Source organism: Candidatus Planktophila versatilis (assembly GCF_002288265.1).
Lineage (GTDB): Bacteria > Actinomycetota > Actinomycetes > Nanopelagicales > Nanopelagicaceae > Planktophila > Planktophila versatilis.
The window spans coordinates 709,443-732,848 of record NZ_CP016778.1 but is presented as its reverse complement, the minus strand read 5'-3'; the positions used below and the strand labels follow the sequence as shown (position 1 = coordinate 732,848).

Here is a 23,406-nt window from a genome sequence, read left to right as displayed (position 1 = left end):
CCTTAACCCATGTCTTTAGACGCACCACGCAACTGGCGCCCACTCCGAGTAGCGGCAGCAATTCTCCCGGCGCTATTTCTCCTCAGCGGTTGCTCATTTGATCTCAACAATGTTTCTGGAATGGGCTTTCCTAAGGGAGTCTCTAGCGTCAATGACATTTCACTCTCGCTCTGGCAGGGCTCATGGATTGCCGCCGGAGTTGTAGGAGTCTTCACTTTGATTTTGATTCTTTGGCCAGCTGTTTTTCATAGAGCTAACGCCAGTAAAGGTGAATTTCCGAAGCAGACCCAATACAACGTTCCAGTTGAAATTCTTTACACCGTTATTCCCTTCATTATCGTGGCAGTGCTCTTCTACTTCACCGTCATAAAAGAAAATAAGATCGTTGATAAGACAACGCCGGTCAAGCATGAGATTTCAGTTGATGGCTTCCAATGGTCTTGGCAGTTCTCATACCCAGAAGCAGGCGAGGACGCAGTTGTTACCGGCACACCGGCACAACCACCGACTCTCTATCTTCCAAAGGGTGAGAGCGTGCGCTTTACTTTAAATGCCAACGATGTAGTGCATGGTTTCTGGATTCCAGCATTCATGATCCAGATGCAGAACTTGCCGGGAGAGACGAACCACTTGCAATTTACTGCCAACAAGATTGGTGAATTCCCAGGTCGATGCAACATCTTGTGCGGGCGAAACCATTCACAAATGCTCTTTAAGGTGAAGGTAGTTTCACCAGAGAATTATCAGAAGTATCTTGACTCACTGAAGGCGAGCGCAGCATGACCACGTATGCAGAACGTCCAACGATTGCAGCTCCGCGCCAGGGAGTCCAAAAGACATCTTTAGGCTCTCAGTTCGTAAAGACAATCACCTCAACGGATCACAAGCGCATTGGTTATCTCTACCTAGCAACATCATTCTTCTGGTTCCTCTTTGCCGGAGTTCTAGCACTTCTCATCCGCATCGAGCTTGCTCGCCCAGGAATGCAGTTCATTAGCGTTGAGCAGTACAACCAGATCTTCACCATGCACGGAACGATCATGTTGCTGATGTTTGCCACACCGCTCTTTGTTGGTTTTGCAAACGTCATCATGCCGCTACAAATCGGAGCGGCAGATGTTGCCTTCCCTCGTCTTAATATGCTCTCTTATTGGCTCTTTCTCTTTGGTTCAATTCAAGCCGTTGCCGGTTTCTTAACTCCCGGGGGAGCGGCATCATTTGGTTGGACTGCCTACGCACCTCTTGCTAACTCAACATACTCTCCTGGAATTGGTGGCGACCTCTGGGTAATGGGTCTTGCTATCTCCGGCCTTGGCACAATCCTGGGCGGCGTTAACTTCATTACAACAATCTTTACGATGCGCGCACCTGGAATGACGATGTTCCGCATGTCCATCTTCTCTTGGAACGTCCTCTTAACTTCAATTCTCGTTCTGCTGGCCTTCCCACCATTGGCCGCAGCGCTCTTTGGACTTGAATCAGATCGACTCTATGGAACACATATCTTTGATCCGGCAAACGGTGGAGCCATGTTATGGCAGCACTTGTTCTGGTTCTTTGGTCATCCTGAGGTCTATATCTTGGCGCTGCCATTCTTTGGAATCGCAACTGAAATCTTGCCGGTCTTTAGTCGTAAGCCAATCTTTGGTTACAAAGGTTTGATTGCCGCAACCATCGCTATTTCAGCGCTCTCGGTTGCAGTGTGGGCGCACCACATGTTTGCTAGTGGAAAAGTGCTCTTGCCCTTCTTCTCCTTTATGACATTTCTTATCGGTGTTCCCACCGGTGTGAAGTTCTTTAACTGGATCGGAACCATGTGGCGCGGCCATGTCACCTTTGAAACACCGATGCTCTGGGTCATGGGATTCCTCGTCACATTCCTCTTCGGCGGAATCACCGGAATTATCTTGGCCTCACCACCACTTGATTTCGCTGTCTCTGCTTCTTACTTCGTGGTTGCGCACTTCCACTATGTCTTATTTGGAACTGTGGTCTTTGCCATGTTCGCTGGCTTCTACTTCTGGTGGCCAAAGATGACCGGACGCATGCTCAATGAACGACTAGGCAAGATTCACTTCTGGACTCTCTTCTTTGGCTTTCACCTCACCTTCCTGATTCAGCACTGGTTAGGTATTAAGGGCTTCCCTCGTCGCTATGCCGACTACTTAGCAACCGATGGCTTTACCGAGATGAATATGATTTCAACGGTTGGTTCATTCTTGCTGGCTCTTTCCATGATTCCGTTCTTCGTCAATGTTTGGATTACTCGCATTTCACCAAAGGTTGAAGTCGATGATCCTTGGGGCTATGGCTCCTCCCTTGAGTGGGCAACATCGTGTCCACCACCACGCCATAACTTCACCTCGATGCCACGCATTCGCTCTGAGCGACCAGCATTTGATTTACACCACCCTCACATTAAGACAGAAGGTCACTAAGCATGAAGGCTAATTGGCAGCTCTTTACCGGACTCTCTATTTTCTATGTGATCATGTCGGTGGTTTATTACTACGTCGGTGGTGAAGCCGTTGGTATTACCGGCATGATCCTGGCAGCATGTTTAGCGGGCATGGTCGGCTTCTATATCTGGTTCACGCAGAAGCGAATTGGCTTTGATATTCCTTCAGATAATGTCGATGCTGAAATTGCAGATGATGCCGGTGAACTTGGTTTCTATAGCCCGCACTCATGGTGGCCACTTCCGGTTGCGCTAAGTGCAACTGCCATGGGTCTTGGTCTGATTATCGGCTGGTGGCTCACCCTGATTGCGCTAGGTGCGCTCATTATCAGCATCATCGGCATGGTCACTGAGTACGAAAAGCCACTGACCAGTAGCAGCCACTAAGAATCACTAGCGAAGCTGCCGCAAGGATATTGTGCGAAAGCTGGTAGCACTCGCGCCCTGGATCTTCGTCCTGATCTGGAGCTCAGGCTTTCCAGTTTCAAAGTATGCATTTTCATCAGGGGATCCGCTCTATTTTCTCGCAATCAGATTACTTCTAGCCGCACTCATTCTGCTGCTGCTGGCGTTTATTTTTCGAGCCCCGTTAAAGCTCTCCCGGAGTGATGTTCTCGCCTCACTAGCAATTGGCATCACTCTTCACGGTATGTATTTAGCGGGAGTTTGGTATGCAATCAGCTTGGGAGCACCAGCAGGCCTATCTTCAGTGATTACAAGTATGCAGCCGGTGCTGGTCTCCCTGATCGCCATTCGATTATTGAGTGAACCCTTAACTAGAAAGCAGGTAGTCGGTTTAGTACTGGGATTCATCGGAGTCTTTCTTGTCGTCTTACCAAAGCTCTCTGGCACATCGCACTTTACGACAACATCACTCGGGCTACTGGTCCTAGCACTCTTGGGAAGCACGGTTGCGACCTTGATGCAGAAGAAAATTGGTCACGCAATTCCGCTTTTAATTGGTACCACCTATCAGTTCGCAATCTCTGGCGTAGTTCTGCTGATTCTCTCTGTTGCGCTAGGTAAGACTGAATTCCACCTCACGCAGACCGGCTTATTTGCAATGCTCTGGGCGGTGCTTGTCACATCAATTGCGGCAGTGCTCTTGCTCTTCTGGCTTCTCAATCGCGGTTCGGCTGCGAAGGTCTCATCCTTGTTCTATCTCGTGCCACCGATTGCAGTGCTAGAGACATATATTCTCTTTGGGGAAAAGATCAACGCCCTGGGGTTCATCGGAATCGCCATGACCACACTGGGCGTTGCCTTAGTTCTACAGAACTAGTTCTTACTCACTAGTGATGACCTTCGAGTTCTTTGCGCTCTGACTCAGTTGCCTTAGGAACTGCAGTAGCCATCGAGCGTGAGATTCGATTACGAATCTTGTTCTTGATTGCCCCTGGTCTGCGAACTCCACCGCCATCTAGCTCCGGAAGTTCAAGTGGTGCTAGTTGTTCATGAGAGGTAAGCAGCCAAGCCTTTTCAGGTGAGATTGGCTCATGAATTTCAGTGAATTCACCATTTGGCATGCGAACCAGGCGTCCGGTCTCGCGCCCGTGCAGAACGAGATCGCGATCAGCGCGCTGTAGTGAAAGACATAGGCGCTTGGTAATTACATATGCAAGAGGCGGCAAGACAATGACACCAATGCGAGAGAACCACATCATCTGATTAATGGTGAGATCAAATGTTGTGGCAATAATGTCGTTACCGCCATTGAGAAGTGTGACAAGTGTGAATGTCAGCGCCATCGCACCGATTGCGGTGCGAGTAGGTGCATTACGCGGGCGATCAAGCAGATGATGCTCGCGCTTATCTCCAGTTGCCCAGCTCTCAATAAATGGATAGAGCGCTAGGGCGGTGAACATGATGCCGGGCAAGATAAGTCCAGGAATCAAAATGTTCCAAGAGGTGGTGTATCCGAAGGTGACTGTTTCAAGTGGGGGAGCCATACGAACCAAACCATCTAGCCAACCCATATACCAATCAGGTTGGGAGCCGGCCGAGACTTGTCCTGGCGTGTATGGACCGTATAACCAGATGGGGTTAATCGATGCGACCGCGCCAAGAAAAGCGGTAACGCCAAAGACAATGAAGAAGAATCCGCCAGCTTTAGCCATATAGACCGGCATCAGTGGATAACCAACAACGTTCTTCTCGGTGCGACCTGGGCCTGGGAACTGGGTGTGCTTCTGGTACCAAACAAGCATTAAGTGAACAGTGATGAGTGCCAGGAAGATTCCTGGAAGCAAGAGCACGTGCACGGTATAGATACGTGGGATGAAAGCGACACCCGGAAATTCGCCGCCGAAGGCGAAGAAGGCAAGGTAGGAACCAACTACAGGAAGAGCTTGAATAATTGCTTCCGCGATGCGGATACCAGTTCCGGAGAGAAGATCATCGGGAAGTGAGTATCCCAAGAAGCCTTCCACGATTCCAAGAGTGAGAAGTCCAACTCCGATAATCCAGTTAAATTCACGAGGCTTACGGAATGCGCCGGTGAAGTAGACGCGCATCAAGTGCACGACTATTCCCACCATAAATATGAGTGCGGCCCAGTGGTGAATCTGGCGCATGAGTAATCCGCCACGAACTTCAAATGAAATATCAAGAGTAGATGCGTAGGCGGCTGACATCTCTAAGCCTTGCAACGGTTCGTAGGAACCCTCATAGACGACTTCGCGCATTGATGGATCAAACCAAAATGTAAGGAAAGTTCCGGAGAGAAGCAGAATGACGAAAGAGTAGAGACAGATTTCACCGAGCAAGAATGACCAGTGGTCGGGGAAGACTTTGGTGAGATTCTTCTTCATCCACTTGGCCGCACCTGTGCGATCATCTACATATCCTGCGACGTTACCGGCGATTCTTTCGCGTGCTGTCATCTTGAGCGCTCCCAGAAACTAGGTCCGACGGGTTCATTAAATGGTGCTTGTGCCACGAGGTAACCCTCAGCATCAATTGTAATTGGCAACTGTGGAAGAGGGCGAGCTGAAGGTCCGAAGATGACCTTGGCTGCGCGAGTCACATCGAATGTTGATTGGTGACATGGACAGAGCAGATGCTTTGTCTGCTGCTCATAGAGGGCAACCGCGCATCCCATATGAGAACAGATCTTTGAGAAGGCAATAATTCCCTCATAGGTCCAGGAAAGTCGTTCGGCATCGAGATTGAATTCTTCCGGGCGAAGACGGATAAGTAGCACCGCATCTTTTCCAATGTCATTTAAAGATCGGTGCTCGCCAGGTGCTATCTCAGGGAGTGTTTGAGCTACTGCGCCTACTTCCAAATCTTCCGGACGTAGCGGGCGATCACCTGGATCAGTAACCAGGCGAGTGCCCTTCTTCCATGATGTTGTCTTAAGTTTGTTTCCAGGTAGTGGACCGAGGTCACCTAGTAGTAGCACCGGTGAGATAGCAGAGAGACCAAGGGCTGCGCCTAGTGTGCGTTTAATCAGTGGTCTGCGACCAAGACCGGCGGCGGCGGCGCCAGCTTTAACGGTCTTAACAAAATCTTCCCGGTCTTCATCTTCAGATTTAAATTCATGACGCTGGGCAATGACTTCTTCATCAGGCATCAGTGTCTTGGCCCAGTGAATCAAACCTGCACCAATACAGAAGAGCGCGATAGCCATTCCCATTCCCAGACCAAGCTGGTGAGCATTGGTATTTCCTAGAACTGGAATGAAGAAGAAAATGTCTTCATCGACGAAGAGATATGAGTAAACAAGGAGGACAGTTCCGAGGGCGGAGAGAATAAAGAGCGTTGCTACCTGACGCTCGGCACGAACAGCAGCCTTTGGGTCAGTATCTGCGCGGCGATGAACATGTGCTGGCAGACCTGGATCTTTGATGAGTTCTATCTCGTTAGACATCTATCTATCTCGCCTTCGCTGCTAACCAGACTGCAACACCAATAAGCAGTCCGATTCCAAGTGTCCACACAAGTAGTCCTTCAGTAACTGGACCAACACGACCGAGTGCGGCTCCGCCCAACTGAGGTTCTGCTTCGGCGGCCTTGATCCACTTAATCATGGAGAGTTTTTCTTCAGGGGTAATCGTCTTATCGCTAAATACTGGCATTGATTGCGGACCGGTAATCATTGCCTCATAAATATGTCGAGGTGTAACACCCATGACAGTGGGTGCATATTTACCTTGGGTAAGTGCGCCACCTTGCCCGGCGAAGTTGTGACACATTGCGCAGTTAGTTCTAAATAGTTCGCCACCTTCAGCAGTAGAACCATCGCGTTCGTAGTTCAACATTTCCTCGGTTGGAATTTCTGGTCCGGGGGCGAGGGATGCGACATACATGGCAAGTGCATAGACCTCTTCGGCGTTATACACCGGAGTCTTTCGCATCGCTTGGACGCTCATATCTCCCATCGGCATGCGCCCTGTTGCTACCTGGAAATCTACCGATGCTGCGCCAACTCCAATCAGAGAAGGAGCGATCTCGCCGCCTTCTGCGTTAAGTCCGTGGCAAGAAGAACAGCCCTTAAGGAAAATCTCACGACCTTCATCGATAGCAGCAGAGCGGGCTGCGATTGTTGTCGTTTGTTCGGCATCGACGGCGCTGGCAACTTGGAAGGTTGTGCCAATGGTGAAGAGCGCAAAGATCAGCAGGATTGGACCTGTCGCTCGATGTCTACGTAGCCGAGAAAGACGCTTCACAGTGTTCCTTTCAATTCGTACTTAATCATTTGATGAGGTAGATAGCAGAGAAGAGAGCAATCCAAACAACGTCTACGAAGTGCCAGTAGTAGGAAACCACAATCGCAGTTGTTGCTTGACCTTGGGTAAATCGTCGAGCTTTAGCAACGCGAACCATGACGATCAGGAATGCGATGAGACCACCTGTTACGTGCAGACCGTGGAACCCAGTTGCGAGGTAGAAAACCGAACCGTAGGCATTGGATGAAAGAGTGAGTCCTTCGAGAACAAGGTGTGCGTACTCATAAATCTGCCCAGCGACGAAGAAGCCACCCATAAGAAATGTGAGTGAGAACCATTCGCGCATTCCCCATTCGGTGAATTTGAAAAGTGATCCGGTGCGTCTTGCTTGGTAGCGCTCTGCAGCGAAGACACCGAACTGACAGGTGACAGAAGAGAGAACTAGTACCGTGGTGTTAAAGGCTGCAAATGGAATATTGAGAACTTCAGTAGATTCAAGCCAGATAGTTGGGCCTTGCACAGCGCGCGTTGTGAAATACATTGCAAAGAGTGCGGCAAAAAACATCAGCTCACTGGACAGCCACACAATCGTTCCGACCGCCACCAAGTTAGGGCGGGTTATCTTGTGGTGCGAGCTCACGCTAGTGCTAGTCATGGGCGCCATTATTCCCGAAAAGGTGCGAACTGACCTATTTAAGCCCCCGCCCGGAGGCCCGATTTGCCCTTGGAAATAGGTGAAAAGGGTCACCAAAAAATGAGAGTCGACATCCGGATTATCCAGAATAGACTTCGCTCATGTCCGAGTCCCACGGTAGTAAAGAGCGTAAATACTCCATTGTTTTGTATTCGGATGATTCATCTGTGAGGCAAGCGATAATTGGCGCCCTGGGAAACCGAGTAGCGCCAGAGATGGCCGAGCACGTGATTCACGAATTCGCCACTGGGGCAGCACTTCGACTCTTTGTCGATGGCAAGAAGCCAGGATCCGATAAGCCAATTGATTTATTCATTCTCGACGCAGAATCTGTTCCGGAAGGCGGCCTTGGAATAGCGCGCCAACTTAAAGATGAGGTTTTCAATTGCCCACCAGTATTGGTTATCACTGGCCGCAAAGCTGATGCCTGGCTGGCAGCGTGGTCTCGGGCAGAGGCAAATGTGCTGCACCCGATTGATCCATTCACACTTTCGGCCACGGTCGCAGATCTACTTCGTACTCGCACAACTGCACTTTCCACGCTTTAGACAAGACGGGGAACGAATTCGCCATGAGCTCATCACTTGCTGATGGAAGTTTTTCTGCGAATATAGAAATCCTCAACGCGGGAAGAGATTTAGAACCGGAGCAAATTCGGTTTGTGATGCGTGAAATATTGAGTGGAAGCGCTGATGTGGAATCTATTAAGAGCTTTCTGCTCGCGCTTAAAGCCAAGGGTGAAACCGCTGATGAAGTAGGAGCACTCGTTGCCGAGATGTATGCACACGCAGCGCCCATCAATATCACAGAACGCGCAGTCGACACCGTGGGAACTGGCGGAGATGGCGCACACACGATCAACATTTCAACAACCGCGGCAATCATCGCCGCCGCAGCTGGTGCTCGAGTAGTTAAACATGGCAATCGCGCTGTCTCATCCAAATCTGGTGCCTCTGATTTCCTGGAAGCCTTAGGTGTAGTACCGGGCCTTGATGGCAAAGGTGTGGAGCGCACAGTGCGGGAGCTAGGCATTGGTTTCTGCTTCGCTCCGATTTTTCATGCCGCTATGCGATTTGCTGCACCAGCTCGAAAAGAACTTGGCGTTTCAACAGTCTTTAATATTTTGGGACCACTGGCTAACCCGGCCAAGCCAAAGGCAGCAGCTGTGGGTGTTGCCAATGAACGGATGCATTTAGTGATGGCGCAAGTATTGGCTGCCAAAGGCTGCGATGGTTTTGTCTTTCGCGGCGATGATGGGCTTGATGAAATTACGTTAGCGACAACAACGACCATTCTCTCTATTGGGAAAGATGTCGTCACAAGTGATCGAATTGATGCAAAAGATTTTGGTCTCTCCAATGCACCGCTATCAGCCATTGTTGGGGGAGATCCAGCCGAGAATGCACGCATCAGCCTTGCCATTCTTGCAGGTGAACGGGGCGCACCCCGTGATGCGGTTCTACTTAATGCCGCCGCAGCCATTGCCGCTTTCGAAGGCGACTTAAATTCGGATGTTAAGCAGCGACTCACCGCTGGGCTTTCGCGTGCTACTGAAGCTGTCGATTCTGGAGCAGCTAGTGCGTTACTCAAGAAATGGGCGACGCTTACTTCCCAGATTTCAGCTTCTTAACTTTCTTACCAAAGTTGTGAAGTTCTTCCAAAGTGTAGATATCGAAGGAGCCAAGGCGCTCAATTAATCCGTGTAATACATCAACTGTTGCCCGGGCATCATCAAGTGCGCGATGGTTAGGAGTGGTCTGGGTTCCAAAGAAGGTAGCAAGAGTTCCCAACTTACAGTTCGGCACTTCATCCCGAGTAAGAACTTTACGAGCGATGATCGCAGTATCAAGGACAGTAAATGCCGGCCATGGGAAATCGTGCACTCGCGCGTAGTGCTTAAGAAAGGCGAGATCAAAGGGGGCATTCTGCGCAACGAGTACCGTCTCTTGATGCGAACCGAGAAATTCAAAGAGTGAGGGCAGAACAGTAGATATTGAGGGAGCCTGATGAACCATGGAGTCGTTGATGCCGGTGAGCTCTTGGATGTAGTCAGGGATGGGATGACCAGGATTGATGAAGGTTTCAAATTCACCAAGAGTTTTACCTGCCTTAACTTTGACCGCGCCAATTTCGGTAATAGCAGCGCCGATATGCGGGCCAGCACCAGTGGTCTCTAAATCAATGACAGCAAATGTTGTTTCCAGCAGGGGACGACCAAGATCTTGCAACGTTGATTGCCAGGAATTGTCGCTCACGCAACGAACTGTATGTGATTGCCCTGACATTGCTTACGCCATACCATTTTCGATATGAGCATCCACGGCGTTCCGATTGAGTTATTGCGTGATTGGCAGGCGGTAGGACACGGGGCCAATGCAAAGATCGGCGTTCTTCTGGTTCATGGTTTTACTGGCTCTCCGGCCTCGATGCGTCCATGGGCTGAATATCTCAACTCCCACGGATACACCGTCAACGTTCCGTTACTTCCGGGCCATGGCACAAAAGTCGAAGATCTGAACCAAGTGAAGTGGCAAGAATGGCCAGCGAAGGCGGAGAGTGAATTACAGTCATTGCTGGGCAGTTGTGAGAAAGTTTTTCTTGTTGGGTTTTCGATGGGGGGAACCACTTCTTTAAATATTGCAGCGCGCTACTCACAGGAACTTGCGGGTTTGATTTTGGTTAATCCCATGATCCACATCAGGTTTGTGCCCGCACAATTGGCTTGGCTGCTGAGTCGTTTTCAAAAGTTTCGCTCGGCTATCGGTGATGACCTCAAGCGCCCAGGAGTGACCGAAGCCGGCTATGACGCCAATGCCATTGTGGGCGTCTATGAACTACTGAAGATGTGCAGCGTCACTCGCAAGCAATTACCCAATGTCACCTTGCCAGTTCAGCTCTTTCACAGCACCGAAGACCACACCCTTCCAGTCTCTAACACCGAGATTATTCTTAAAGGTATAGCCTCACGTGAGAAGAGCAGAATTGAGTTGGTTAATAGCTATCACGTTGCCCCGCTTGATTATGATGCCGAAATCATCTTTGAAAACTCTCGGATATTTATCGAATCGCATTAATTCTCATCTTTGTTAAACTTTCATCGTGCATAAAATTGTCGCCCTCCTCGGTGGAAAGCGCGCGGCAGACTCCTTTAGAAAGACAGTCTCCGGGGATGCCAGCGGTGCACCTGCGTGGTCTGCGCAGATGGCAATCGGTGATGACATCGGCTACTTCGGACCGAACAGTGCGGTGTGGCAAGTACACGGTTGTATTTCAACAATCGTAGGTGGCATCAGAGCGTTACTGATGCAGGCAGCTCATCCAGCTGCACTCACAGGTGTGGCAGAACATTCACAGTATGACTCTGATCCATTAGGACGCCTTGAGCGCACTACTCGTTGGCTCACTATTACGTCCTTTGGCTCGACCGAAGCTATAGAACGCGAAGCCGGGAGAGTGAATGAAATTCATAAGCGGGTTGTAGGCAATTACCCGGATGGCAAGAACGAAGTCCGACCTTATGCGGCAAGTGACCCTAGATATTTACTGTGGGTGCACTGCGCCTTTACTGATTCCTTCTTGCGCACGTACCAAGAACTCGGCTACGACACAGATGGCATAGGTGATCAATACATCCGCGAGTGGTCACAGAGTGCCAAACCGTTAGGGCTTAACTCTGCCCCACAGTCCATGTACGAATTAGATGCTGAGATTGCAAGGTTTGTTAAGGATGAAGTTGCAGCTATCGCGATGACGCCACCAATCGTGCGATTTATTCTCGCGCCTCCATTTAGCAAGGGAGGACTCTTCTTCTATGCGATCTTGCGCAATGCAGCCATTGCCACAATCGATGAACCATTTCTCACCGTCTTGGGGCTGAAGCTAAAATCCAAGAGCTGGCTGAAGGTAAGCCGGGTTTTACTTGATTTTCTCTCCTACATGCTTGGCCATGAATCTCCTTCACAAAGGATTGCTCGTGAGCGAATCAAAAGAATAGAGTTAGCCGCATGAGCGATTGTCTCTTCTGCAAGATTGTTGAAGGTGTAGTGCCATCGCGAAAAGTCTTTGAAAACGATAATTGCTATGCCTTCCTCGATATCTTCCCTGCTGCTAAGGGGCACACGTTGGTGATTCCTAAGCAGCATTTCACAGATATTCACGAGATTGACGCGCAGAGCTATGGCGCAGTAGCTGCTGCCACTAAAGAGGTAGCTGATTTACTCCAGAGGAAGTTGGGTTCAGAAGGAATGACCATCTTTCAGATGAATCGGGAAGCCGGCTGGCAAACTGTCTTTCATCTACACATGCACGTCATTCCGCGTTGGGATAACGACGGACTACATAAGCCGTGGGATATCACAGCGGCCACAGATGGCGATCTTGCTGCTGTGCATAGAGAAATCTTGGGTTGAGTAGATGAAGAACCCAGATGCAATTGTTATCGGTGCTGGAATCGTTGGTGCGTGCGCTGCGCTATCGCTCACTAATGCTGGTTTCAAAGTATTGATCATCGACCGGGGCACGGTAGCTAGTGGAACAACTGGAGCAGGTGAAGGAAACATTCTTGTTTCAGATAAAGATCCTGGTCCTGAGCTCACTCTTGCGCTGAGATCTCGTGATCTTTGGTTTGAGATGCAAGAAGATGTCGGAGATTCCTTTGAGTTAGAAGCCAAGGGCGGTGTGGTGGTAGCACGATCAGATGATTCACAGCTGATGGCGCTGGCGCGATCTCAGTCAGAGCATGGCGTTGTCACTGAAAAGCTTGATTCCAAGCGGCTTCATGAACTGGAACCGTATCTGCATCCAGAACTCTCATCAGGAGTTTTCTATCCGCAGGACGCTCAGTGCCAACCAATGCTTGCTGCGGCTCGCATTATTCAGAGCGTGATTGCCCGAGGTGGAGAGCTCGTGATGCGTTCCAAAGTTCTTGGTTTCACTATCGCTGATGACTCGATAAAGAGTGTGAAGACGAGCACTGGAGAGTATTCGGCGCCGATTGTTATCAATGCAGCTGGCACATGGGCGGGAGAAATAGCATCTCTTGCGGGATCACATTTACCTGTTGCACCCAGACGTGGATTTATCTTGGTAACCGAACCCGCCCCGCAATATATATTCCATAAGGTCTATGACTCAGACTATGTAGTCAATGTGGCCAGCAGTGATGCCGATTTACAGACCAGTACGGTGGTAGAGGGAACTCGCAGCGGAACCATTCTTATTGGAGCAAGTCGTGAGCGAGTTGGCTTTGATTCCACCATGAATTACGAGATCGTGCGCAAGCTAGCTTCCCAGGCAACATCGCTCTTTCCTATCTTGCGCGATGTCCAACTCCTGCGCGTCTATCGCGGCTTTAGACCTTATGCACCAGATCATCTTCCTTTGATCGGTGAAGATTACAAAGTAAAAGGATTGTGGCATTCCGCCGGACATGAAGGAGCCGGAATCGGACTTGCACCGGGATCGGCTGCCCTAATCACCGACACCATCCTTGGTCGCCCATCATTTATGGACCCAGCTGCTTTCTCACCGAAGAGATTTGCTGAGGTCTTGTTGTGAGCAACAATTTCAGTGGCGAGATTTCCTTTACCTTCAACGGAGATAGTTATGAAGGTGCGCAGGGTCAGTCGATTGCGGCAGCGCTGATGGCATCTGGCGTGCGAGAGCTGCGAACAACTCGCTTTCATAACGAACCGAGGCTGATTTTCTGTGGCATTGGCGTTTGTTTTGATTGCGTAGTTGTAGTTAACGGTGTTGCAAATCAAAGAGCATGTCTGGTCGAAATCCAACAGGATGATCAGATTGTGAGCAGCAAATGATTGCGATTATTGGTGCTGGCCCGGCAGGTCTGGCAGCTGCCATGACAGTGGCTGAGAACAATGAGCAGGTAGTGGTCATTGATTCGGCCCCACGTCCTGGTGGGCAGTACTGGAGACATTTGTCGCAGGTGGAGGGATATAAATCTGGGCGATCAGCCAAATACTTTAGAGCTCTTCATGAAAATGAGAAGATCACTTACATCAGTGGTGCCCAGATCTGGAGCGCAGTTCACAATGAAAATGGAATTACTCTCAACTATCTTGCCGCTGGGATTGAATCATCAATAACAGTTGAAAAAGTCATTCTTGCAACCGGCGCCCACGATCGCGCCATTCCTTTCACTGGGTGGGAGCGGCCAGGAGTCATGACACCTGGTGCAGCGCAAGCACTTCTCAAAGGTCACAACGTGATTGCCGGGCAGAGGATTCTGATTACAGGAACAGGTCCTTTTCTCTTGCCGGTTGCAGTCGGACTCGCCGCTGCGGGAGCAGATGTTGCCGGAATTATTGAGGCCCATTCACCGTTTCGCTGGCTTAAATCGCCACTGGCGCTGCTACTTAATCCACAGAAATCAATTGAGCTGATTTATTACGCTAGAAAAATAGCTCAGTACAAGTTAAAGGTGAGCTTTGGTCGCGCAGTAGTTGCCTTTGATGGAAAAAGTGCAACTATTGCAAAGATAGATTCAGAGTTGCGAATCAAGCAAAAGGAATCAGAGATTGCCTGTGATGTCATTGCCGCGGGATGGGGATTTACTCCCGATGTCACATTAGGTGGAATCCTCGGGTGCAAGCAGGTGGTAGACCGTGACGGGACAGTTATCTTTGCCGTCGACGGTGAACAGCGAAGTTCGGCAAAAAATATTTGGATTGCTGGAGAAGCCACCGGAATTGGCGGGGCTGACTTAGCGCTGATCGAAGGTCGCATCGCAGCGCTGTCAGCTCTCAGTCTTTCCATCCCGCTGCGCTTGCACTTTGCTCGATATCGATCGCAGAAATTTGCGACAGCTCTACAAGTGAGTTATCCCGTGGGTAATGGCTGGCAGGGTTGGATAGCGCCGGAAAGTAACATCTGTCGTTGCGAAGAGGTCTCACTCGGTGAAATCTGTGCCTCGGTTACAGAGCTATCAGCCAATGACGCAAGAACTTCTAAGTTATTTACTCGGGCCGGCATGGGGATGTGTCAGGGTCGAATCTGTTCTCGCAATGTGAGTGAAATTATCGCAAGTCAGACCCACTGCGAAGTCACAGATCTTGAACGAATTGGCTATAGCAATAGACCGATTGCCACTCCTATCTCACTCGGGGCGCTAGCCGATGGTATTAAATGAGGTTAGGAGATAACTTTCTCCCATGACGAAACCATGGAACGGCGTTCTCACAGCCACAGCAACACCTTTTAAATCCGATCTCTCTGTTGACTATGACAAATATGCAGAGCACGTTGCTTGGCTTGCCGAAAATGGAACTCATGGTGTTATTCCTAACGGGTCTCTAGGTGAATACCAAGTGCTCACCCCAGAAGAGCGAGCAAAGATGTTGGAAGTTGCTATCGCGGCTGCGCCTAAAGGGTTCAACGTGGTTCCAGGTGTTGCTGCATACGGTGCGAGTGAGTCCCGAAAGTGGGCAGAGCACGCGCAGAAGGCAGGAGCCGGTGCGGTCATGCTGCTTCCACCCAATGCCTATCGGGCATCTGATGATGAAGTCATCGCTCATTACAAAGCTGTCGCCGTGGTTGGCATGCCGATCATTGCCTATAACAATCCGTTCGACACAAAAGTTGATCTCACACCAAAGCTGGTCGCCAGAATTGCCGATGAAGTTCCCGAGGTTGTTGCGATCAAGGAGTTTTCCGGAGATGTGCGAAGAATCTGGCAGATAAAGCGACTTGCGCCAAGAATTGAAGTCATTGTTGGAGCCGATGATGTGCTCCTAGAGCTTGCCACAGCTGGCATCGCTGGCTGGATCGCTGGTTTTCCTAATGCGTTGCCGAAAGAATCTATGGAGTTATACAACTTGGCGATAGCGGGCAAGTTCACCGAAGCAGCGCCGATGTATGCAGCTCTGCACGATGTCTTCCACTGGGATTCAAAGAAGGAATTTATCCAGGCGATTAAGTTGGGAATGGATCATGTCGGTCGATATGGCGGGCCAACACGACTTCCTCGATTGCCACTACCGAAGCATGAGCAAGAGCAGATTCGTCGCGAGATGGATGTAGCACTCGCATACTTTAAGAGTCGCTGAGTTTTTTAAATGAAGAGCCTTCGTACGGTCACCACAGTGGAGACACATACCGAAGGCATGCCAACTCGTGTTGTTACCTCCGGAATAGGTGAAATTCCGGGGGCGACTATGTTTGAAAAGCGTCTTCACTTTATGGAGCATATGGATTACTGGCGACAATGGCTGATGTTTGAACCTCGTGGCCATAGCGCTATGAGCGGTGCGATATTACAAAAACCAACCCGACCTGATGCAGATTGGGGCGTTATTTATATTGAGGTATCCGGCTGTCTTCCGATGTGCGGCCACGGAACAATTGGTGTGGCAACGGCGTTGGTGGAAAAAAAACTGGTAAAGATTGTGGAACCGGTAACAACTATTCGACTTGATACCCCGGCTGGCTTAGTCGTCGTTGATGTCGCCATCGAAGATGGCAGAGCTAAAAATGTCACGATGACAAATGTTCCCTCTTTTTCCTACGCACTTGATCAAGAGGTAGATGTTCCAGGGCTGGGTAAGCTCAAATATGACATGGCCTATGGTGGAAACTTCTATGCCATAGTTCCGATTGAGCGGGTCAATATTGAATTCACACGCGAAAATGGCCAGAAGTTCTTAGATTTGGGCTTGCAAATCTCTGATGCAATCAACGAACAAAATAGACCGGTCCATCCGGAAAACCCTGATATTGCAATCTGTCATCACATCGATTTCATAACTCCTGGTGGCCAAGGCCCGCTGCATTGGCGCAATGCGATGGCAATTCATCCTGGTTGGTTTGATCGCTCACCCTGTGGCACTGGAACTTCTGCCCGGCTCGCGCAAATGGTGGCTCGTGGTGAATTTAGCGATGGCGATGTACTAATCAATGAATCATGGATTGGTTCCCACTTTGAAGGACGGGTAAAAGAGCACACGAAGGTCGGTAACTTCGATGCCATCGTGCCGATGATTACAGGCCGTGCTTGGGTTATGGGCGAATCAACCTGGATGTTAGATGAGAATGATCCATTTCCTAACGGATTTATTGTTTAGTTAATTCGCTGTTCAACCTTCCAAGGATTTGCATCCTGGAGCGCTGGCGGCAGCACCTCTTGCGCAAATGATTGATATGAGACCGGGCGCATAAATCTATAGATGGCATCGATACCAACCGACGTTGTGTGAGTTGATGATGCTGGCCATTGCCCGCCGTGTTGCATCGCCTCAGTGACGGCAACGCCTGTGGGAAATGCATTCCAGATAACCCTGCCGGCTTTTTGAGCCAAGATTGAAAGTAACTCAGTGAATGAATCAGAGGAACTGCCATGAATGGTGGCTGTTAGCTGTCCTTGCAGTTCGCCAGCAATCTTCACGAACTCCTTTTCAGCAGCTGTGATAACCACGGTGGTAGGACCGAAGTGCTCTTCTAGTAACCCCTGAGTTGATTGCGCAGTTGCCCAGTCGGTAACGAAGATGGTGGGTGTAACGCCAAAACCATTGTCAGTTGCTTTTGCAGAAAAGACTTGCACATTGGGTGCTTGTGCAAGTGATGCGATAGCAGCGCCATAGCGGCTGGCGATTGAGGATGAGAGAAGTGGTCCGACTTGCAGCGTTGCTAGGTGGGCACTTATTTGTGAAAGGAATTCCTTCTGGTTATCAGGGATGAAGATGAGTCCAGGCTTGGTGCAAAACTGGCCAGAGCCAAGGAGGGCAGAATCAACTAAGCCTTTAGCTAACTCTTCCGAGCGTTCGCCGATTGCAGCAGATGTGACAAAGACAGGATTAAGACTTCCCATCTCGGCATAGACAGGAATCGGCACTTCCCGTTTTGCTGAAATATCGAGCAGGATTCTTCCCACTGCTTCCGAGCCGGTAAATCCAACAGCCTTGATGCGGGGATCTCCAGCAAGCCAGTGGGTTATTTGAGGATTTGTGCCCTGCACGATTGCAAAGAGATCGGAAGATAAACCAGATTTAGTCAGAGCGCTTTTCACAGCACCTTCAATAATCGCGCAGGTATTTGGATGTGAAGGATGGGCTTTTGCAACCACAGCGCTACCGGAAGCGATGGCAGAGGCGGAATCTCCACCAGCAACAGAGAATGCGAGTGGGAAGTTACTCGCTGCAAAGATGGCAACGACTCCGAGTGGTTGGTTCTGTCGGCGAAGATCTGGGCGCGGAGCAGGGGAGTAGTTGGCATCGGCCTTATCGATCACAACTCTTAAGTGCCGTCCAGTTTCAACAAAATCTGCAAAGAGTTTGAATTGCACTGTGGTGCGAGTTATCTCGCCGCCGATGCGACCTTCAGGTAGGGCTGTCTCAGCACATGCACTTTCAATGAGCGCAGCTCGCTGAGATTCAATCGCATCTGCTATTTCCCGAAGTAAGGCAGCTGACTTGGCCGGTGAAAGATTAGCCAGAGTGTGAGCCTGTTCTTGTGCTTTAGAAATCAAGGCACGGACTTCTGCTTCTGAATTCTCATGGATAGGACTTCCGAATGGGGATGCATCACTTGGCTTAACGGCGGTAAATGTCATGGCCGAATCTTACGAGTATTCTTTCTAGGTGAACACCTCAACAAGGCGGATGGGAATTCTTGCAGTCCTAGGATCCGCACTCTGTTTTGGAACCACAGGTACTACTCAGCAGCTAGGCGTTCCAGATATTTCACCCCTGGCTGTGGGCGCCGCCAGACTTCTCTGCGGCTCACTCTTTCTCTTTGCCTTTGCTTACATCCAGCGCTCACAGCGCGGAAGTATTCGTATGTCTAGGCGAGACTTATTGATCTGCGGCTTTGGCGTGGCGGGCTATCAACTCACTTTTTTTAGCGCAGTTCACATCACCGGCATTGCGATCTCCACCGTTACCGCACTCGGAAGCGTTCCCACATTCTCTGCCATCGTCGCCTATTTAGTGATGGGAGAAAAACCTTCTAAGAGTTGGTATCTGGGCACATCGGTGACAATCCTTGGAATCATTTTAGTTGGCACAGCAAACGGTATTGCCGAATTTAAGCCACTCGGGATTCTTTTGGCAGCAATCGCTGGGTTTGGCTTTGCCGTCTTTAATGTTGTTAGCCGAAAATCTCTAGCGGCAGGGGCGCAAGATATTTGGTTGACCGCGACTTCATTTGGTGTGGCAGCGCTCATTACCGTGCCATTTCTTTTTGCCCAAAATCCAGAGTGGATTCTCACAACTAAGGGTGGTCTATCAGTTCTATGGCTCGGACTCGTTCCCACAGCTATTGGGTATTTTCTCTTCACATCAGGGCTCAAGAAAATTGATTCAAGTACGGCCGCAACCGTGGTCTTAGCAGAGCCTGCAACTGCCACCATCTTGGCCGCAGTAGTTATTGGCGAAAGTCTTGTTCTCCAGAGCTATCTTGGCATTGCAATTGTTGCTGCGGGAATTCTCTATATCTCGCGGGCTAAGCCTTAAAGTCGTAGAAGATCAGGAAGATTGCCACCGCAAACATCACATTGGCAATGATGTAATCAAGCACTTTCCAAAAGATTGGCTTTGTCATAAACCGCGAAGCAGCGCGGGCTCCAAAACCGAGTGCTGAGAACCAGAGGATGCTGCCGATAGCGGCGCCGAGTGCGAAATACCAGCGATCGCTATGGAATTGGTTTGAAATACTTCCAAGCAAGATAACGGTATCGAGATACACATGAGGATTAAGAAAAGTAAATCCGAGCACAGATGCGATCGCAGCTTTGCGCGAAATTGAAGTCTCGCCTTCAATACTTAAAGCACCGGGGCGGAAAACCTTGCGCAGAGTGTTGAGTCCAAAGAAGGTGAGGTAGGCAACGCCGAACCAACGAATGATTTCAAGTGCGCGCGGTTGCGATTGAATAACAGCTCCAAGTCCTCCCGTGCCAAGGAAGATAAGCAGTGCATCGGATGCTGCGCAAATAACCACCACGAGTAGGACATGGGATTTAGCTAAGCCCTGCCGGATGACGAAAGCATTCTGGGCGCCGATGGCGATGATGAGAGAGAGGCCAGTCAGTAAGCCTGGGAGAAATGCAATCACCATCAGATGCTACTTTGCGTTCTGGCATCTGGGAACAATGAAAAGGGCATCAAAAATCCTTAGGCGAGTCCTCATCAGTTCCAACACCATTAGTTTTAGGATTGAACATGCGCTTTAAGAATATCTTCGTCTTAAGTCCGGGAAGATCGGGCTCGAAGACTTTTATTGAGGCCTCATCGCATCTGACTAACTACTCCGCAGCCCATGAATCTTTGAGTGCTCATCTAGGTGATAAACGATTCGACTATCCAGCACACCATATTGAAGCTGATAATCGACTGATTTGGTTTACAGGAGAGCTTGCTAAGCGATTTCCTGACGATGTTCTCTATGTCAATCTCATTCGAGATTTCGATGCAACAGTAGATAGCTTTCATCATCGCCTGCAGAACAGCTCTTATCGCGCTTCGATTATGAACGCCTTTGCGCATGGAATTTTGATGAAGCCAGGGGATTGGAGAGCCGATCAGGAGCGAGATCTTGCGGCTTTCTATGTAGAAACTGTGCAATCAAATATCGAGTTTTTTCTTAAATATCGAACCCACCTCACCGTGCACTTAGAAGACGGCGGTAAAAGCTTCAATGAATTCCTGCAGCTGATTAAGGGCGAAGGAGATATGGACAAGGTTCGTTCGACCTGGCTGGAAGTTCACAACGCGCGATAGGAAGACGAGACTGGAATCAAACCAGTGAGCCCCGTAACGTAAACCTTCGCTTACGCGTGTGAATAGTGCAGACCAAGAAAGCCGTTTTTAACGGGAGTTAACAACCTTTTCCTTTACCGGGCTCACTACCGCACAAACTGGGCAGAGCGCTGTCTTACCAATCCAATTTTCATTTGGCTTAGTTAAATCCGCGTTCCATGCATGTCCACATTCAAGCCAATAGGCTGGTCTAATTGTCTTGTCATGAGATTAGCAAAAAGTAAGCAAAAATGGAAAAACCAAGAACAGAAAATTTCTCTCTTGGAATTTCACGCTCAAAACAGTGGACGATACTGGGATCGAACCAGTGACCCCCACAATGTCAATGTGGTGCTCTACCGCTGAGCCAATCGTCCGGGTCTTACATCTTCGGTATGTATTTAGTTGTTTGCGAAAGTATAGCCGAGTGATTTATCGGGCGTAATCATCCTGAATACGCTCAATATCATCTTCACCGAAGTAGGTGCCGGTCTGCACTTCAATGAAGATCATTACTTCCGTGCCTGAGTTACCAATGCGGTGGAGCTGGCCAACCTGCACATCTACAGTCTCACCTGGGTATTTCTTAAAGCTTTCTTCACCCAGAACCACATCTGCAACACCAGAGACGATGAACCAATGCTCCTGCCGCTTTTGATGGCGTTGTAATGAGAGGCGATGGCCTGGTTCTACCCAGATTGATTTCACCTTATAGGTGGGAGTGTCCTGCAAGATCTCATAGCGACCCCAAGGTCGCCTTGAATCGTAATCTGACATATCTACTCCGTTGTAGTGCTGTTTCTATTCTTACTTGAGGTCGGAACGGGATTTGAACCCGTGTAGAGGGATTTGCAGTCCCTTGCCTCGCCTCTCGGCCATCCGACCAAACTGTTCACGCTATAGAGAAACCGCCACCTGAAAATTAATTCTAAGCGGCGGTTAATCCGAGCGGACGACGGGGTTCGAACCCGCGACCTGAACCTTGGCAAGGTTCCGCGCTACCAGCTGCGCTACGTCCGCATTTTGTGCAGGGGCAAATCTAGCGCAGAGCAGGGGTAAGTGCCAAAGCGTCAATTATTTCGCACTGTTTATACGCGCTAAGTGCGTAGCCTTAGCCAGGTGTATGGCCTTGAAAATCAATTCTGGATGGGTGGACGACTTGCGACCCAATTAGAAGAAATCAGCAACGATCCATCAGTGCTCAATGATGGAAACTTCTGGGCCGTTCTTGTTACATTCGAGGGAGAAATGACCTTTGCGCGCTTTGGGCACGTGCAAGACTCCAACTTCCCAGAGTCAGAATGGAGCCAATTACCAACCCCGTGGCGCTCATCTGTTGACCGTAATCAATACATCACTTATGTCAATCAGATTAGAGAAGAGATCGCCGCCGGCGGTGTCTATCAGGTCAACGCCTGTTATGAATTTACCAATCAGTTAGCGGAGCCGATTGAATATTTAGCAGGACTTTTCTCGGAATTAATCGCCAAGAACCCAGCGCCCTATGCACAATACCTGCGCCTACCTGATGTCGAGATCGCTTCCGCATCTCCGGAAAGACTCATCTCTCGCATAGGAGCGCAGATCACAACCTCACCCATTAAAGGAACAATCCGGATGGAGCAAGAGTCCTTCGGGGATAAAGATAAAGCTGAGAATTTGATGATTGTGGATTTAATGCGCAATGACTTTGGCAAGATTTGTGAATCAGGAAGTGTGACTGTCAGTGAACTCTTTCGCATTGAAAAGCATCCAGGGCTCAGTCATTTGGTTTCAGATGTGACAGGAAGTGTGAATGCGAAGAACACATGGGCTGAGATCTTTGCGGCGCTAGCTCCCGCTGGGTCAATTAGTGGTGCTCCAAAGAGTTCAGCGCTACGGATTATTGCCACGCATGAGAAGGTATTGCGTGGCCCGTATTGCGGGGCCATCGGATGGGTGCAGGGGGATAAGGCTGAGATTGCAGTCGGAATCAGAACTTTCTGGAGAACGAATAAGGATGTGCTGCATTTTGGAACTGGTGCCGGAATTACATGGTCAAGTGACGCAAGTGCCGAATGGGATGAGACTCGGTTGAAAGCAGATCGATTATTGAGTATTGCAGGGGGAGGCTTCAATGACAATTGAACTTGACTCCTATGGCTTCCCGCGCACACCTGGCATCTTTGAAACAATCAAAACAATTGATGGTAAACCTATTGCACTGGCACGACATATGAGGCGTGCCATTAATTCGGCTCTCGAGCTTGGGATCACACTTCCCGATGAAGAGAGCATTAGGGTGAAACTCTCTGAGGTGTTAAGTGCAAAGAAGTTTGAAACAGGCCGCTTGCGGTTGTGCTTTGCAGATAATCTCTTTCACCTAAGCCATGATGAATATGAAGAACTGCAATCACCGAGTAATCTCAATTTCTATAGCGAAACAGTTCTTGGCTTCATCCACAAGAAGTTTCCATACGATCACCGCTTTGCCATTCTTAAATCAGCACGGGACGAAGGATTCGATGACTCCATCCTTTTTAACGCTAAGAATGAGATTACTGAGACAGCGGTTTCTAACCTGGTGTTTCGCATCGAAGGAGCGTGGGTTACACCGCCCATTACATCGGGGGTATTGCCGGGCATTGTGCGAGCAGTGGCTATTGAAGAGTGTGGGGTGAGTGTGCGCCCGATTCATATCTCGGAAGTGCCCGAGATTCAATCAGGATTCCTGGTGTCGAGTCTGCGTATCGCTCAACCCATCGCCTTTATTGGTGATATGAAATTGGAGATAGGTCAATCATCGCGTGAACTCGAGGCCCTCATTCGCGCTCACTTGCAACCAGTTTCGGTAGGCTAACG

26 protein-coding genes and 3 tRNA genes are annotated in these 23,406 nt (G+C 49.6%); 18 read left to right on the top strand and 11 right to left on the bottom strand.

Annotated elements, in window-relative coordinates:
* The first annotated feature begins 9 nt into the window (after positions 1–9).
* The 4 genes from ctaC to A1sIIB76_RS03715 are packed head-to-tail and all read left to right on the top strand — an operon-like array spanning position 10 to position 3,740.
* Positions 10–783, top strand: coding sequence for an aa3-type cytochrome oxidase subunit II (gene ctaC, locus A1sIIB76_RS03730; RefSeq protein WP_095697048.1), 774 nt, complete (start codon positions 10–12; stop codon positions 781–783).
* Positions 780–2,438 carry an aa3-type cytochrome oxidase subunit I gene (ctaD, locus tag A1sIIB76_RS03725; RefSeq protein ID WP_095697047.1) on the top strand — a complete coding sequence of 553 codons (1,659 nt, stop codon included), beginning with the start codon at positions 780–782 and terminating at the stop codon, positions 2,436–2,438. The genes ctaC and ctaD overlap by 4 nt, the downstream gene beginning before the upstream one ends.
* 2 nt (positions 2,439–2,440) lie before the next feature.
* Positions 2,441–2,845 (top strand): cytochrome c oxidase subunit 4, encoded by a 405-nt coding sequence (locus A1sIIB76_RS03720; protein WP_095684771.1) that lies wholly within the window; start codon positions 2,441–2,443, stop codon positions 2,843–2,845.
* 31 nt (positions 2,846–2,876) lie between these two features.
* On the top strand, positions 2,877–3,740 hold the full coding sequence (locus tag A1sIIB76_RS03715; RefSeq protein ID WP_095684770.1) for a DMT family transporter: 864 nt from the start codon (positions 2,877–2,879) through the stop codon (positions 3,738–3,740).
* 10 nt (positions 3,741–3,750) lie between these two features.
* Here the strand turns inward: A1sIIB76_RS03715 and qcrB are convergent, their stop codons facing one another.
* Genes qcrB through ctaE form a run of 4 tightly spaced genes read right to left on the bottom strand, consistent with a single transcriptional unit; the run spans position 3,751 to position 7,783 of the window.
* On the bottom strand, positions 3,751–5,340 hold the full coding sequence (gene qcrB, locus A1sIIB76_RS03710; protein ID WP_095697046.1) for a cytochrome bc1 complex cytochrome b subunit: 1,590 nt from the start codon (positions 5,338–5,340) through the stop codon (positions 3,751–3,753).
* Complete coding sequence (gene qcrA, locus A1sIIB76_RS03705) at positions 5,337–6,329, bottom strand: cytochrome bc1 complex Rieske iron-sulfur subunit (protein WP_095697045.1); 993 nt, start codon at positions 6,327–6,329, stop codon at positions 5,337–5,339. The genes qcrB and qcrA overlap by 4 nt, the downstream gene beginning before the upstream one ends.
* A gap of 4 nt (positions 6,330–6,333) precedes the next feature.
* Positions 6,334–7,128: a cytochrome bc1 complex diheme cytochrome c subunit gene (gene qcrC, locus A1sIIB76_RS03700; protein ID WP_095684767.1), complete on the bottom strand. Its 795-nt coding sequence runs from the start codon at positions 7,126–7,128 to the stop codon at positions 6,334–6,336.
* Positions 7,129–7,153: 25 nt separating this feature from the next.
* Positions 7,154–7,783, bottom strand: a complete 630-nt coding sequence (gene ctaE / locus A1sIIB76_RS03695) for an aa3-type cytochrome oxidase subunit III (RefSeq protein ID WP_095674880.1) — start codon at positions 7,781–7,783, stop codon at positions 7,154–7,156.
* A 140-nt stretch (positions 7,784–7,923) separates the two neighbouring features.
* Between ctaE and A1sIIB76_RS03690 the strand changes: the two genes are divergently transcribed.
* On the top strand, positions 7,924–8,370 hold the full coding sequence (locus tag A1sIIB76_RS03690) for a response regulator transcription factor (protein WP_095684766.1): 447 nt from the start codon (positions 7,924–7,926) through the stop codon (positions 8,368–8,370).
* Between the two features lie 23 nt (positions 8,371–8,393).
* On the top strand, positions 8,394–9,452 hold the full coding sequence (gene trpD / locus A1sIIB76_RS03685) for an anthranilate phosphoribosyltransferase (protein WP_095684765.1): 1,059 nt from the start codon (positions 8,394–8,396) through the stop codon (positions 9,450–9,452).
* On the opposite strand, the gene A1sIIB76_RS03680 is transcribed toward trpD, so the two are convergent.
* The gene (locus A1sIIB76_RS03680; RefSeq protein ID WP_223298113.1) at positions 9,427–10,077 is read right to left on the bottom strand and encodes an exonuclease domain-containing protein; all 651 of its coding nucleotides are present in this window, start codon (positions 10,075–10,077) and stop codon (positions 9,427–9,429) included. The genes trpD and A1sIIB76_RS03680 overlap by 26 nt on opposite strands.
* Positions 10,078–10,131: 54 nt before the next feature.
* Between A1sIIB76_RS03680 and A1sIIB76_RS03675 the strand changes: the two genes are divergently transcribed.
* From A1sIIB76_RS03675 to A1sIIB76_RS03640, 8 genes are read left to right on the top strand one after another with little or no spacing between them, the layout of a single operon-like run.
* Positions 10,132–10,896: an alpha/beta hydrolase gene (locus A1sIIB76_RS03675; RefSeq protein WP_095684763.1), complete on the top strand. Its 765-nt coding sequence runs from the start codon at positions 10,132–10,134 to the stop codon at positions 10,894–10,896.
* A gap of 25 nt (positions 10,897–10,921) precedes the next feature.
* Positions 10,922–11,830, top strand: a complete 909-nt coding sequence (locus tag A1sIIB76_RS03670) for an oxygenase MpaB family protein (protein WP_095684762.1) — start codon at positions 10,922–10,924, stop codon at positions 11,828–11,830.
* Complete coding sequence (locus tag A1sIIB76_RS03665; protein ID WP_095684761.1) at positions 11,827–12,231, top strand: HIT family protein; 405 nt, start codon at positions 11,827–11,829, stop codon at positions 12,229–12,231. Before A1sIIB76_RS03670 ends, A1sIIB76_RS03665 begins: the two co-directional genes overlap by 4 nt.
* 4 nt (positions 12,232–12,235) lie before the next feature.
* Entirely contained in the window at positions 12,236–13,378 is a 1,143-nt protein-coding gene (locus tag A1sIIB76_RS03660; RefSeq protein WP_095684760.1) for an NAD(P)/FAD-dependent oxidoreductase, read from the top strand.
* Positions 13,375–13,638, top strand: a complete 264-nt coding sequence (locus tag A1sIIB76_RS03655; RefSeq protein ID WP_223298112.1) for a (2Fe-2S)-binding protein — start codon at positions 13,375–13,377, stop codon at positions 13,636–13,638. The genes A1sIIB76_RS03660 and A1sIIB76_RS03655 overlap by 4 nt, the downstream gene beginning before the upstream one ends.
* On the top strand, positions 13,635–14,969 hold the full coding sequence (locus A1sIIB76_RS03650) for an FAD/NAD(P)-dependent oxidoreductase (RefSeq protein ID WP_095684759.1): 1,335 nt from the start codon (positions 13,635–13,637) through the stop codon (positions 14,967–14,969). Before A1sIIB76_RS03655 ends, A1sIIB76_RS03650 begins: the two co-directional genes overlap by 4 nt.
* 22 nt (positions 14,970–14,991) lie before the next feature.
* Positions 14,992–15,885 (top strand): dihydrodipicolinate synthase family protein, encoded by an 894-nt coding sequence (locus A1sIIB76_RS03645; RefSeq protein WP_095674871.1) that lies wholly within the window; start codon positions 14,992–14,994, stop codon positions 15,883–15,885.
* Between the two features lie 9 nt (positions 15,886–15,894).
* Complete coding sequence (locus A1sIIB76_RS03640; protein WP_095684758.1) at positions 15,895–16,899, top strand: proline racemase family protein; 1,005 nt, start codon at positions 15,895–15,897, stop codon at positions 16,897–16,899.
* On the opposite strand, the gene A1sIIB76_RS03635 is transcribed toward A1sIIB76_RS03640, so the two are convergent.
* Positions 16,896–18,383 carry an aldehyde dehydrogenase (NADP(+)) gene (locus A1sIIB76_RS03635; RefSeq protein ID WP_095684757.1) on the bottom strand — a complete coding sequence of 496 codons (1,488 nt, stop codon included), beginning with the start codon at positions 18,381–18,383 and terminating at the stop codon, positions 16,896–16,898. The two genes, A1sIIB76_RS03640 and A1sIIB76_RS03635, sit on opposite strands and share 4 nt — an antisense overlap.
* 28 nt (positions 18,384–18,411) lie before the next feature.
* Here A1sIIB76_RS03635 and A1sIIB76_RS03630 point away from each other — a divergent pair, with 28 nt between their 5' ends.
* Positions 18,412–19,284 (top strand): DMT family transporter, encoded by an 873-nt coding sequence (locus A1sIIB76_RS03630; RefSeq protein ID WP_125918787.1) that lies wholly within the window; start codon positions 18,412–18,414, stop codon positions 19,282–19,284.
* Here A1sIIB76_RS03630 and A1sIIB76_RS03625 read toward each other — a convergent pair.
* Positions 19,274–19,885: a LysE/ArgO family amino acid transporter gene (locus A1sIIB76_RS03625; RefSeq protein WP_095684756.1), complete on the bottom strand. Its 612-nt coding sequence runs from the start codon at positions 19,883–19,885 to the stop codon at positions 19,274–19,276. The two genes, A1sIIB76_RS03630 and A1sIIB76_RS03625, sit on opposite strands and share 11 nt — an antisense overlap.
* 104 nt (positions 19,886–19,989) lie before the next feature.
* Here A1sIIB76_RS03625 and A1sIIB76_RS03620 point away from each other — a divergent pair, with 104 nt between their 5' ends.
* Positions 19,990–20,547 carry a hypothetical protein gene (locus A1sIIB76_RS03620; protein WP_095684755.1) on the top strand — a complete coding sequence of 186 codons (558 nt, stop codon included), beginning with the start codon at positions 19,990–19,992 and terminating at the stop codon, positions 20,545–20,547.
* Between the two features lie 323 nt (positions 20,548–20,870).
* Here A1sIIB76_RS03620 and A1sIIB76_RS03615 read toward each other — a convergent pair.
* The 4 genes from A1sIIB76_RS03615 to A1sIIB76_RS03600 all read right to left on the bottom strand — a co-directional run bounded on the left by A1sIIB76_RS03615 (position 20,871) and on the right by A1sIIB76_RS03600 (position 21,585).
* Positions 20,871–20,942 (bottom strand) — tRNA-Val (locus tag A1sIIB76_RS03615).
* 55 nt (positions 20,943–20,997) lie between these two features.
* Positions 20,998–21,342 carry a phosphomannose isomerase type II C-terminal cupin domain gene (locus A1sIIB76_RS03610; RefSeq protein ID WP_095674865.1) on the bottom strand — a complete coding sequence of 115 codons (345 nt, stop codon included), beginning with the start codon at positions 21,340–21,342 and terminating at the stop codon, positions 20,998–21,000.
* A 37-nt stretch (positions 21,343–21,379) separates the two neighbouring features.
* Positions 21,380–21,450: transfer RNA gene (locus A1sIIB76_RS03605), tRNA-Cys, on the bottom strand.
* A 62-nt stretch (positions 21,451–21,512) separates the two neighbouring features.
* Positions 21,513–21,585 (bottom strand) — tRNA-Gly (locus A1sIIB76_RS03600).
* Positions 21,586–21,666: 81 nt separating this feature from the next.
* On the opposite strand from A1sIIB76_RS03600, the gene A1sIIB76_RS03595 reads away from it, so the two are divergent.
* Together A1sIIB76_RS03595 and A1sIIB76_RS03590 are read left to right on the top strand one after the other, a co-directional pair.
* On the top strand, positions 21,667–22,692 hold the full coding sequence (locus A1sIIB76_RS03595) for a chorismate-binding protein (protein ID WP_223298110.1): 1,026 nt from the start codon (positions 21,667–21,669) through the stop codon (positions 22,690–22,692).
* Positions 22,682–23,404, top strand: coding sequence for an aminotransferase class IV (locus A1sIIB76_RS03590; RefSeq protein WP_095684754.1), 723 nt, complete (start codon positions 22,682–22,684; stop codon positions 23,402–23,404). The genes A1sIIB76_RS03595 and A1sIIB76_RS03590 overlap by 11 nt, the downstream gene beginning before the upstream one ends.
* The last annotated feature ends 2 nt before the right edge of the window (positions 23,405–23,406 follow it).

What these genes read in the sequence shown, in the direction of transcription:
- trpD (WP_095684765.1), top strand. Translation starts at nt 8,394, where the DNA reads ATGAGCTCATCACTTGCTGATGGAAGTTTTTCTGCGAATATAGAAATC.
- A1sIIB76_RS03590 (WP_095684754.1), top strand. Translation starts at nt 22,682, where the DNA reads ATGACAATTGAACTTGACTCCTATGGCTTCCCGCGCACACCTGGCATC.
- A1sIIB76_RS03650 (WP_095684759.1), top strand. Translation starts at nt 13,635, where the DNA reads ATGATTGCGATTATTGGTGCTGGCCCGGCAGGTCTGGCAGCTGCCATG.
- A1sIIB76_RS03645 (WP_095674871.1), top strand. Translation starts at nt 14,992, where the DNA reads ATGACGAAACCATGGAACGGCGTTCTCACAGCCACAGCAACACCTTTT.
- A1sIIB76_RS03635 (WP_095684757.1), bottom strand. Translation starts at nt 18,383, where the DNA reads ATGACATTTACCGCCGTTAAGCCAAGTGATGCATCCCCATTCGGAAGT.
- qcrA (WP_095697045.1), bottom strand. Translation starts at nt 6,329, where the DNA reads ATGTCTAACGAGATAGAACTCATCAAAGATCCAGGTCTGCCAGCACAT.
- ctaD (WP_095697047.1), top strand. Translation starts at nt 780, where the DNA reads ATGACCACGTATGCAGAACGTCCAACGATTGCAGCTCCGCGCCAGGGA.
- ctaE (WP_095674880.1), bottom strand. Translation starts at nt 7,783, where the DNA reads ATGACTAGCACTAGCGTGAGCTCGCACCACAAGATAACCCGCCCTAAC.
- ctaC (WP_095697048.1), top strand. Translation starts at nt 10, where the DNA reads ATGTCTTTAGACGCACCACGCAACTGGCGCCCACTCCGAGTAGCGGCA.
- A1sIIB76_RS03625 (WP_095684756.1), bottom strand. Translation starts at nt 19,885, where the DNA reads ATGGTGATTGCATTTCTCCCAGGCTTACTGACTGGCCTCTCTCTCATC.
- A1sIIB76_RS03665 (WP_095684761.1), top strand. Translation starts at nt 11,827, where the DNA reads ATGAGCGATTGTCTCTTCTGCAAGATTGTTGAAGGTGTAGTGCCATCG.
- A1sIIB76_RS03690 (WP_095684766.1), top strand. Translation starts at nt 7,924, where the DNA reads ATGTCCGAGTCCCACGGTAGTAAAGAGCGTAAATACTCCATTGTTTTG.
- A1sIIB76_RS03675 (WP_095684763.1), top strand. Translation starts at nt 10,132, where the DNA reads ATGAGCATCCACGGCGTTCCGATTGAGTTATTGCGTGATTGGCAGGCG.
- A1sIIB76_RS03620 (WP_095684755.1), top strand. Translation starts at nt 19,990, where the DNA reads ATGCGCTTTAAGAATATCTTCGTCTTAAGTCCGGGAAGATCGGGCTCG.
- qcrB (WP_095697046.1), bottom strand. Translation starts at nt 5,340, where the DNA reads ATGACAGCACGCGAAAGAATCGCCGGTAACGTCGCAGGATATGTAGAT.
- A1sIIB76_RS03640 (WP_095684758.1), top strand. Translation starts at nt 15,895, where the DNA reads ATGAAGAGCCTTCGTACGGTCACCACAGTGGAGACACATACCGAAGGC.
- A1sIIB76_RS03720 (WP_095684771.1), top strand. Translation starts at nt 2,441, where the DNA reads ATGAAGGCTAATTGGCAGCTCTTTACCGGACTCTCTATTTTCTATGTG.
- A1sIIB76_RS03610 (WP_095674865.1), bottom strand. Translation starts at nt 21,342, where the DNA reads ATGTCAGATTACGATTCAAGGCGACCTTGGGGTCGCTATGAGATCTTG.
- A1sIIB76_RS03660 (WP_095684760.1), top strand. Translation starts at nt 12,236, where the DNA reads ATGAAGAACCCAGATGCAATTGTTATCGGTGCTGGAATCGTTGGTGCG.